This is a genomic window from Actinokineospora spheciospongiae (genome assembly GCF_000564855.1).
Classification (GTDB): domain Bacteria; phylum Actinomycetota; class Actinomycetes; order Mycobacteriales; family Pseudonocardiaceae; genus Actinokineospora; species Actinokineospora spheciospongiae.
The window spans coordinates 18,784-28,016 of record NZ_AYXG01000138.1; the positions used below are offsets into that span (position 1 = coordinate 18,784).

A 9,233-nucleotide genomic window follows, 5' to 3' on the forward strand; every position below is an offset into this window, starting at 1 on the left:
CGCGCCTGCGTTGCGCTCACCACCGCGAGGAGTGACTGTCCGGCTCATTCGGTGATCGCGGTGGTGAGCATGGCGGTCCACTGGGTGAGGACTCGGCGGCGGCGTTTGGTGTCGTCGGTGAGGACGTTGGCGAGGCCGAGGCCTCGGGCCATGTCGAGGGTTGCCTGGACGGCTTCGCGGATGCCGGGGCGGGATTCGTCCACGCCGAGGGCTTCGAGGGTGAGGCGGTGGGTTTCGCGGCCCACTCGGGCTTCGAGGGGGACGACCTGGGCCTTGAGGGGTTCGTCGGAGGCGGCGGCGACCCAGAGTTGGAGGGCCGCGCGGAAGAGCTTGCCGGTGAACATCTCGCCGAGGGTGTGGACGACGAACTCGGTGCGGTCGCGGCCGGGGGGCAGGTTGGGGAGGTTGGCGCGGAGGTGGGTGAGGCGTTCCTCGGTGACGTATTCGATGGCTGCGGTGAAGAGGTTTTCCCGGGTGGGGAAGTGGTGTTGGGCGGCGCCCCGGGAGACGCCGGCGTGTTCGGCGACGACCGAGACCGTGCTGCCGGACCAGCCGACCTCGGCGAGGCAGTCCACGGCGGCGGCCAGCAGCCGCTGCCGGGTGGCCCGGCTGCGGTCCTGGCGGGGTTCGCGGACTGCCTCGACCATCGCGGCGCTCCTAGTAGGACTTGGGCAGGCCCAGGGAGAACTGGGCGACGAAGTTGAGGATCATCTCGCGGCTGACCGGTGCGATGCGGGTCAGCCGGGAGGCCGCCACCAGGGCGCCCAGGCCGTACTCGCTGGCCAGGCCGTTGCCGCCGTGGGTCTGGACGGCGGCGTCCACGGCGTTGACCACGGCCTCGCCCGCCGCGTACTTGGCCATGTTGGCGGCCTCGCCCGCGGCCATGTCGTCGCCGGAGTCGTAGAGGGCGGCGGCCTTCTGGGTCATCAGCTTGGCCAGTTCCAGTTCGACCTTCGCCTTGGCCAGGGGGTGCGCCACGGCCTGGTGGGCGCCGATGGGTTCCTTCCACACGGTGCGGGTCTTGGCGTACTCGACGGCCTTGTCCAGGGCGAAGCGGCCCATGCCGACGGCGTAGGCGGAGGCCATGATGCGTTCGGGGTTGAGGCCCGCGAAGAGTTGCATGAGTGCCGCGTCCTCGGAGCCGACCAGGGCCTCGGCGGGGAGGTGGACGTCGTCGATGAAGACCTGGAACTGGCTGTCGGGGGCGATGACGTCCATCTCGATGCGCTGGAACTCGAAGCCGGGGGCGTCGGTGGGCACGACGAACAGGGCGGGCTTGAGCTTGCCCGTCTTGGCGTCCTCGGTGCGGCCGACCACCATCACCGACTGCGACTCGTCCACGCAGGAGATGTAGACCTTGCGGCCGTTGAGCACCCAGCCGTCGCCGACGCGGCGGGCGGTGGTGGTGAGCCGGTGGGCGTTGGACCCGGCGTCGGGCTCGGTGATGGCGAAGGCCATCCGCAGGGTGCCGTCGGCGAAGCCGGGCAGCCAGCGCGACTTCTGCTCCGGGGTGCCGAAGCGGGCGATGATCGTCGCGCAGATGGCGGGTGAGACGACCATCTGCAACAGACCGGTGCCGGTGGCGCCGAGTTCCTCGCAGACCGCGGCGAGGTCGCCGATGCCCCCGCCCCCGCCGCCGAACTCCTCGGGCACGCTGACCCCGAGGTAGCCCAGCTCGCCCGCCTCGTTCCACAGTTCGGTGGTGTGGCCGCCGGAGCGCGCCGCCTTGAGCGTGTACTCGTGGCCGTACTTGCGGCCCAGTTCGGCGACCGCCTTGCGCAGCGCCTGGCGTTCCTCGGACTCGGTGAAGCTCATGACCCCTCCTCGGCAGTGCGGACGACCGCGAGCACGCGGCCGACGTCGACCTGGTCCCCGGCGGACACCGGCAGCTCGGCGACGACCCCGTCGGTGGGGGCGTCGATCCGGTGTTCCATCTTCATCGCTTCCAGCCACAGCAGCGGCTGCCCGGCCGTGACGGAATCCCCGGCGCTGACCGCGACCCGCACGACGGTGCCGGGCATCGGGGCCAGCAGCGACCCCGCGGCGACCTGGTCGGCCGGGTCGGGGAACCGGTCGACCGCGGTGAGCGCGACCGGTCCCAGCGCGGAGTCGACCCACACCGAGCCGCCGACCGCGGTCACCTCGAACCGCCGCCGGACCCCGGCCACCTCAAGCTCGACCGCCCGGGCGGTGGCGGACACCAGCCGCACGCCGGTGAACCCGTCGGCGGCCAGCCCGGCGCGGCCGACCCGGTAGCGCACCTCGTGCTCGCCGGTGACCCCCGTGTACACCTTGACCTGCGGCTGTGACACCACGTTGCGCCAGCCACCGGGCACGCGGCCGAGCACCCGGGCGGCGGCCCGGTTCGCCTCGGCGTCGGCCAGCGCGGCGGCGAGGGCGGACAGCGCCTCGGTGTCCTTGTCCGCCAGCGGTTCGGACAGCGCGCCCAGGCCGTGCCGGTCGAAGAACGCGGTGTCGGTCTCGCCCGCCAGGAAGGCCGGGTGGCGCAGCACCCGCACCAGCAGGTCGCGGTTGGTGTGCACGCCGTGCACCCGGGACCCGGCCAGGGCGCCGGCGAGCGCGCGGGCGGCGGCGGTGCGGTCGGGTGCCCAGGCGATGACCTTGGCCAGCATCGGGTCGTAGTGCACCCCGACCACCGAGCCCGACTCCACACCGGAGTCGAGGCGCAGCCCGCGCTCGCCCGCGGCGGTGAAGTGCGCGGTGACGCCGGGGACGGCGAAGTGGTGCAGGGTCCCGCTCTGCGGCCGCCAGTCCAGCGCCGGGTCCTCGGCGTAGAGCCGGACCTCGATGGCGTGCCCGGCGGACTCCGGCGGGTCAGCCGCGAGCGGCGCGCCCTCCGCGACGGACAGTTGCAGGGCCACCAGGTCCAGGCCGGTGACGCACTCGGTGACCGGGTGCTCGACCTGCAGGCGGGTGTTCATCTCCAGGAAGTAGAAGCGACCGGCGTCGTCGGCGAGGAATTCAACGGTTCCCGCGCCCTCGTAGCCGATGGCGCCCGCGGCCTTGCGGGCGGCGTCGAACAGCCGCTCGCGCATCCCCGGCGTGCGCTCCACCAGCGGTGACGGCGCCTCCTCGACGACCTTCTGGTGGCGGCGCTGGATGGAGCACTCGCGCTCGCCCACCGCCCACACCGTGCCGTGCCGGTCGGCCATGACCTGGACCTCGATGTGGTGCCCGGTCTCCAGGTAGGGCTCGACGAACACGGTCGGGTCGCCGAACGCGGACGCGGCCTCGGACCGGGCCGCGGCCAGTTCGCCGTCGAGGTCGGCGAGCCGCCGCACTACCCGCATCCCCCGCCCGCCGCCGCCCGCGGAGGCCTTGACCAGCAGCGGCAGGTCGGCCTCGGTGGGCTCGGCGACGTCGGTGAGGGTCGGTACGCCCGCCTCGGCCATCAGCAGCTTGGACTCGATCTTGGAGCCCATCCGCTCGATGGCCTCGACCGGCGGTCCGACCCAGGTCAGGCCCGCCGCCAGGACGGCCCTGGCGAACTCGGCGTTCTCGGACAGGAAGCCGTAGCCGGGGTGCACGGCGTCGGCCCCGGCGTCGAGCGCGGCCCGGATGAGCAGGTCCGGCCGCAGGTAGGTCTCGGCCGGGCTGGAGCCGGGGAGCCGGACGGCCGCGTCGGCCTCCCGCACGTGCGGGGAGTCCGCGTCGGCGTCGGAGTGGACCGCGACGGTGGCGATGCCGAGGTCGCGGGCGGTGCGGAAGACCCGGCGGGCGATCTCGCCGCGGTTGGCCACGAGCAGGCTGGTGATCATCGGGCTCACATCCGGAAGACGCCGAAGGAGTCGGCGCCCTCGACGGTGGTGGTGTGGACGGCGGACAGGGCGATGCCGAGGACGGTCCGGGTGTCGCGCGGGTCGATGATGCCGTCGTCGTAGAGCATCCCGGACAGGAACGTCGGCAGGGACTCGGCCTCGATCTGGTTCTCGACCATGGCGCGCATGGCGGCGTCGTGCTCCTCGTTGTAGGCCTGGCCGCGCGCTTCGGCGCCCTGGCGCATGACGATCGACAGCACCCCGGCCAGTTGCTGCGGCCCCATGACCGCGGACTTGGCGCTGGGCCAGGCGAACAGGAACCGGGGGTCGTAGGCGCGACCGCACATGCCGTAGTGGCCCGCGCCGTAGGAGGAGCCCATCAGCACGGAGATGTGCGGGACCTTCGAGTTCGACACCGCGTTGATCATCATGGCGCCGTGCTTGATGATGCCGCCCTGCTCGTACTCCTTGCCGACCATGTAGCCGGTGGTGTTGTGCAGGAACAGCAGCGGGGTGTTGGTCTGGTTGGCCAACTGGATGAACTGGGTGGCCTTCTGCGACTCCTCGGAGAACAGCACGCCGCGGGCGTTGGCCAGGATGCCCACCGGGTACCCGTGCACCTGGGCCCACCCGGTGACCAGGCTGCTGCCGTAGAGCGGCTTGAACTCGTCGAAGTCCGACCCGTCGACCACCCTGGCGATGACCTCGCGCGGGTCGAACGGGACCTTGAGGTCGGTGGGCACGATGCCCAGCAGGTCCTCCGGGTCGTGCTCGGGCTCGGCGTAGTCGGCGGCGGGCGCGGGCCCCCGCTTGCGCCAGTTGAGCCGGGCGACGATCCGCCGCCCGAGCCGGATGGCGTCGCGCTCGTCGACGGCGAGGTAGTCGGCGAGGCCGGACACGCGGGCGTGCATCTCCGCGCCGCCGAGCGATTCGTCGTCGGACTCCTCGCCGGTGGCCATCTTGACCAGCGGCGGCCCGCCGAGGAACACCTTCGCCCGGTCCTTGACCATCACCACGTGGTCGGACATGCCCGGCAGGTACGCGCCACCCGCGGTGGAGTTGCCGAACACCAGCGCCACCGTGGGAACCCCGGCCGCGGAGGACCGGGTGAGGTCGCGGAAGGTTCGGCCGCCGGGGATGAAGATCTCCTTCTGGGTGGGCAGGTCGGCGCCGCCGGACTCGACCAGGTTGACCGTCGGCAGCCCGTTCTGCGCGGCGATGTCGGCCGCGCGGAAGCCCTTGCGCATCCCCCACGGGTTGATCGCGCCGCCCTTGACCGTGGGGTCGCTGGCGTTGACCAGGCACTCGACGCCCTCGACCACCCCGATGCCGGTGACCAGGCTGCCGCCGACCTGGTAGTCGGTGCCCCAGGCGGCCAGCGGCGACAGCTCCAGGAACGGCGAGTCCGGGTCGAGCAGCAGCTCGACCCGCTCCCTGGCCAGGAGCTTGCCGCGGGCGCGGTGCCTGCTGACGTACTTCTCGCCGCCGCCCGCCACCGCCTTGGCGTGCTCGGCGTCGAGGTCGGCCAGCTTCGCCAGCATCGCCTCGCGGTTGGCCGCGAACTCGGTGGCCGTGGTGTCCACACCGGACCTCAGCACCGTCATCGCGCACCTCCTTCGCTCGTGGTGTCCGGGAATACGATCCGCCGGGCGCCGGAAACCGTCAAAAAGTTGTCCACATCCCCCGATCGGGTCATTGCGTGAACCCCAGTCGTCTGCCCGCCAGCATGGTCATGATCTCGTCGGTCCCGCCGCCGATGCCGAGGATTCGGATGTCGCGGTAGTGCCGCTCCACCTCGGACTCGCGCATGTAGCCGAGCCCGCCGAAGAGCTGCACCGCCTCGCGGACGACCCACTCCCCCGCTTCCACGGCGGTGTTCTTGGCGAAGCAGACCTCGGCGATGACGTCCTCGCCCGCCAGGTGCCGCAGGGCCACGTCGCGGGCGTAGACCCGCGACACGTCGACGCGGCGGGCCATCTCCGTCAGAGTGTTCTGCACGGCCTGGCGGGAGATCAGCGGCCTGCCGAACGTCGAGCGGAGCCTGCACCACTCCAGCGACAGGTCCAGCGCCCGCTGGGCCGTCGCGTACGCCTGCACGGCGAGGGTCAGCCGCTCGGCCACGAAGTTCTGCGCGATCTGGACGAACCCGGTGTTCTCCGCGCCCACCAGGTTCGACACCGGCACCCGGCAGTCCACGTAGGACAGCTCGGCGGTGTCTGAGCAGTGCCAGCCCATCTTCTCCAGCTTGCGGCTGACCGTGAACCCCGGCGTGCCCTTCTCCACCACCAGCAGCGACACCCCGTGCGCGCCCGGACCGCCGGTCCGCACCGCCGTGGTCACGAAGTCGGCCCGCACGCCGGAGGTGATGTAGGTCTTGGCGCCGTTGACGACGAAGTGGTCACCGTCGCGGACCGCGGTGGTGCGGATGCCCGCCACGTCGGAACCGCCATCGGGCTCGGTGATCGCCAGCGACCCGATCAGGTCACCCGCCAGCGTCGGTCGCACCCAGCGCCCGACCTGGTCCGGATCGGCGGCGGCGGCCAGGTGCGGAACGGCGATCCCGCAGGTCAACAGGGACGCGATGAGCCCGCCGGACGCGCCTGCGTAGTGCATCTCCTCGACCACGACCATGGCGTCGACCAGCGACCCGCCCTCGCCGCCGACCGCCTCCGGGAAGGCGATGCCGAGCAGGCCGAGCGCGGCGGCGGACCTGTGCAGCGACCGGGGCAGTTCGCCCGCGCGTTCCCACTCGTCGAGGTGCGGCAGCACCTCGCTGGTCATGAAGCCGCGCACGGTCGCCCGCAGCTCGCGGCGTTCAGCGGTGTCGAACGGGTTCACAGGAATGCCTCCGGGACGTCGACGACGCGGGACCGCAACCACTCGCCGAGCGCCTTGGCCTGCGGGTCGAACCGCGTCGAGGCGGCGACGCCCTGGCCGAGGACCCCGCGCACGAGGAAGTTCACCGCGTTCAGGTTGGGGAAGGGGTGGCGCTCGACGTCGAGGTCCCGGGTCTCCGGGAGGAGTTCCCGGAGGCGGTCGGTGGTCAGCTCACCGAGCAGCCAGGCGAAGGCCTCGGGCTTGCGCACCCACACCCCGAGGTTGGCGTCCCCGCCCTTGTCGCCGGAGCGCGCGCCGATGACGCGGCCCAGCGGGACCGCGCGGGTGGGGCCGTACTCGGCCGTCGAGGCGGGGTAGTCGATGGACCGCGGTTCGACCCTCGTGGCTTCGCCCCAGGGGATGGTCTTGCGCTCCCCGGCGACGACCGCCACCGCTGTCACCTCGGACCGGTCCACGTGGTCCGCGCGGTAGATGCCCACCGGGGTTCCGTCGGCAGGCGGGGCGGTGAGGGTGAAACCGGGGTAACTGGCGAGGGCGAGTTCCACCGTCGCGCGGGAGAACGCCTTGGCGCGCTTGGGGTCCGGCGTGCGGATGGTGGCGTGCAGGAAAGCGCTTGCGGTCTCTTCGGTGTCCGCGTCGGGGTGGTCGGTGCGGGCGAGGGTCCAGTGCAGGCCCTCCGCGCCGACGGCGGTTTCGAGCTGGCGGCGGGCCAGGGCGGCCTTGGCCTCGACGTCGAGGCCGCAGAGCACGAAGGTCGCGCTGTTGCGGAAGCCGTCGAGGGTGTTGACGCAGACCTTGACCGTCTCCGGCGGCGGCGAACCCTGCACACCGCTGATGCGCACGCGGTCCGGGCCGTCGGCGGCCAGGGTGATCGTGTCGAACCGGGTCGTGACGTCCGGCCCCAGGTAGTCCGGCCCCTGGATCTCGTAGAGCAGTTGCGCGGTGACGGTCTCGACGGTGACCGCTCCCCCGGTGCCCGGGTGCTTGGTGATGACCGCGGACCCGTCCTCGGCGATCTCGGCGATGGGGAAACCGGCATGGCCCAGGTCGCCGAGTTCGGTGAAGAAGGAGAAGTTGCCCCCGGTCGCCTGGGTGCCGCACTCGATGACGTGCCCGGCGACGGTGGCGCCCGCGAGCCGGTCGAGGTCACCGGGCGCCCAGCCGTGGTGGGCCGCGGCGGGGCCGACGACCAGGGAGGCGTCGGTGACGCGGCCGGTGACGACGACGTCCGCCCCGGCGTTCAGGCACTCGGCGATGCCCCAGGCACCCAGGTAGGCGTTGGCGGTCAGCGCGCCGTCGAGGCCGAGTTCGGCGGCGCGCGGCAGCAGGTCGTCGCCCTCGACGTGGGCGACGGTGATGTCGAGGCCGAGCCGCGCGGCCAGGGCGCGGACCGCGTCGGCGAGACCGGCCGGGTTGAGGCCACCCGCGTTCGAGACGATCTTGACCCGGCGCTCAACGGCGGTGCCGAGGGAGTCCTCCAACTGGCGGAGGAAGGTCTTGGCGTAGCCGCCCGCGGGGTCCTTGAGGCGCTGGCGGCCGAGGATGAGCATGGTCAGCTCGGCCAGGTAGTCGCCGGTCAGGACGTCGAGGTCGCCGCCGGTGAGCATTTCGCGGACGGCGCTGAGGCGGTCGCCGTAGAAGCCGGAGGCGTTGCCGATGCGGATCACCGGGCTTTTCCTTCCTGCCGGGGCCTGCCGTCACCGGGTGGACCCGCGAAGGCTTGGGCGATGCCGAGCCAGTCCTCGGCCTCGCCGGTGGCTTCGAGGGCGGTGTCGGCCCGGTGGACGCGTTGGGTCACGAGGAGGCAGAAGTCGAGGGCGGGGCCGGTGACCGTGGCTGTCGCGTCGTCCGGACCCCAGGTCCACAGCTCACCGCTCGGGGAGGTCAGCTCGACTCGGAAAGGAGCGGTGGGGACGGGCTTCTGCCGGACCAGGTAGGCGAAGTCGCGGGTGCGGACTCCCAGGTGGGCGACGTGCCGGATGCGGTCGGTGGTCGGTTTGCGGATCTCCAGGGCATCGGCCACGTCGTTGCTGTGCGCCCAGGTCTCCATCAGGCGGGCGGTCGCCATGGAGGCCGGGCTCATGGGCGGGCCGTACCAGGGGAGCTTGACGCCGTCGGAGGTGGCGGCGAGGGCGTCGTGGAGGGCTGCGCGGCGTTCGCGCCAGTGGTGGAGGAGGTCCCCCGGGGATCGCCGGGCGCCGTCCTCGGCGCCCTGGTCGACGAAGCGCTGGGGGTCTGGGTCGCTTGTGAGCGCTTCGACGATCTCGGCTTGGAAGGCGGCAGCGTCGGTGGTGGCGAGGAGGGCGCGCTCGTCGGTCCAGGCCAGGTGCGCGACCTGGTGGGCGACGGTCCAGCCGGGGGCCGGGGTGGGGGTGCGCCAGGCCGGTTCGGGGAGGTCCGCGAGCCAGGAGTCCAGTTCGTCGCCTTCGGCGCGGAGGTCTGCGAGGAGGGAGCTGAGGTCGACCACGGGTTCACCGTGGCACGGGGGGAGGGGATTATCAAGCATTCATGCTTGATTGTTTTTGGGGTGGGGGTGTCGGCTTCTAGAGCCCGGTCGTTTGTTGGGCGTGCCCGGGTGGATCTGCTCAGCCGTGCCGTGGTTTCAAAGCCCGGTCG

General features: G+C 72.3%; 7 protein-coding genes. All 7 read right to left on the reverse strand.

Annotated features, from left to right (window positions below; translation table 11 throughout):
• Positions 1-44: 44 nt before the first annotated feature.
• The 7 genes from UO65_RS18450 to UO65_RS18480 all read right to left on the reverse strand — a co-directional run bounded on the left by UO65_RS18450 (position 45) and on the right by UO65_RS18480 (position 9,084).
• On the reverse strand, positions 45-647 hold the full coding sequence (locus UO65_RS18450; RefSeq protein ID WP_035284258.1) for a TetR/AcrR family transcriptional regulator: 603 nt from the start codon (positions 645-647) through the stop codon (positions 45-47).
• Positions 648-657: 10 nt separating this feature from the next.
• On the reverse strand, positions 658-1,815 hold the full coding sequence (locus tag UO65_RS18455; RefSeq protein ID WP_035284259.1) for an acyl-CoA dehydrogenase family protein: 1,158 nt from the start codon (positions 1,813-1,815) through the stop codon (positions 658-660).
• Positions 1,812-3,779: an acetyl/propionyl/methylcrotonyl-CoA carboxylase subunit alpha gene (locus UO65_RS18460; protein WP_035284260.1), complete on the reverse strand. Its 1,968-nt coding sequence runs from the start codon at positions 3,777-3,779 to the stop codon at positions 1,812-1,814. The genes UO65_RS18455 and UO65_RS18460 overlap by 4 nt, the downstream gene beginning before the upstream one ends.
• Before the next feature lie 5 nt (positions 3,780-3,784).
• Positions 3,785-5,383: an acyl-CoA carboxylase subunit beta gene (locus UO65_RS18465; protein WP_200873397.1), complete on the reverse strand. Its 1,599-nt coding sequence runs from the start codon at positions 5,381-5,383 to the stop codon at positions 3,785-3,787.
• Between the two features lie 88 nt (positions 5,384-5,471).
• On the reverse strand, positions 5,472-6,623 hold the full coding sequence (locus UO65_RS18470; protein ID WP_035284274.1) for an acyl-CoA dehydrogenase family protein: 1,152 nt from the start codon (positions 6,621-6,623) through the stop codon (positions 5,472-5,474).
• On the reverse strand, positions 6,614-8,284 hold the full coding sequence (locus tag UO65_RS18475) for an acyclic terpene utilization AtuA family protein (protein WP_035284261.1): 1,671 nt from the start codon (positions 8,282-8,284) through the stop codon (positions 6,614-6,616). The genes UO65_RS18470 and UO65_RS18475 overlap by 10 nt, the downstream gene beginning before the upstream one ends.
• Complete coding sequence (locus tag UO65_RS18480) at positions 8,281-9,084, reverse strand: TIGR03084 family metal-binding protein (protein WP_035284263.1); 804 nt, start codon at positions 9,082-9,084, stop codon at positions 8,281-8,283. Before UO65_RS18480 ends, UO65_RS18475 begins: the two co-directional genes overlap by 4 nt.
• Between the last annotated feature and the right edge of the window lie 149 nt (positions 9,085-9,233).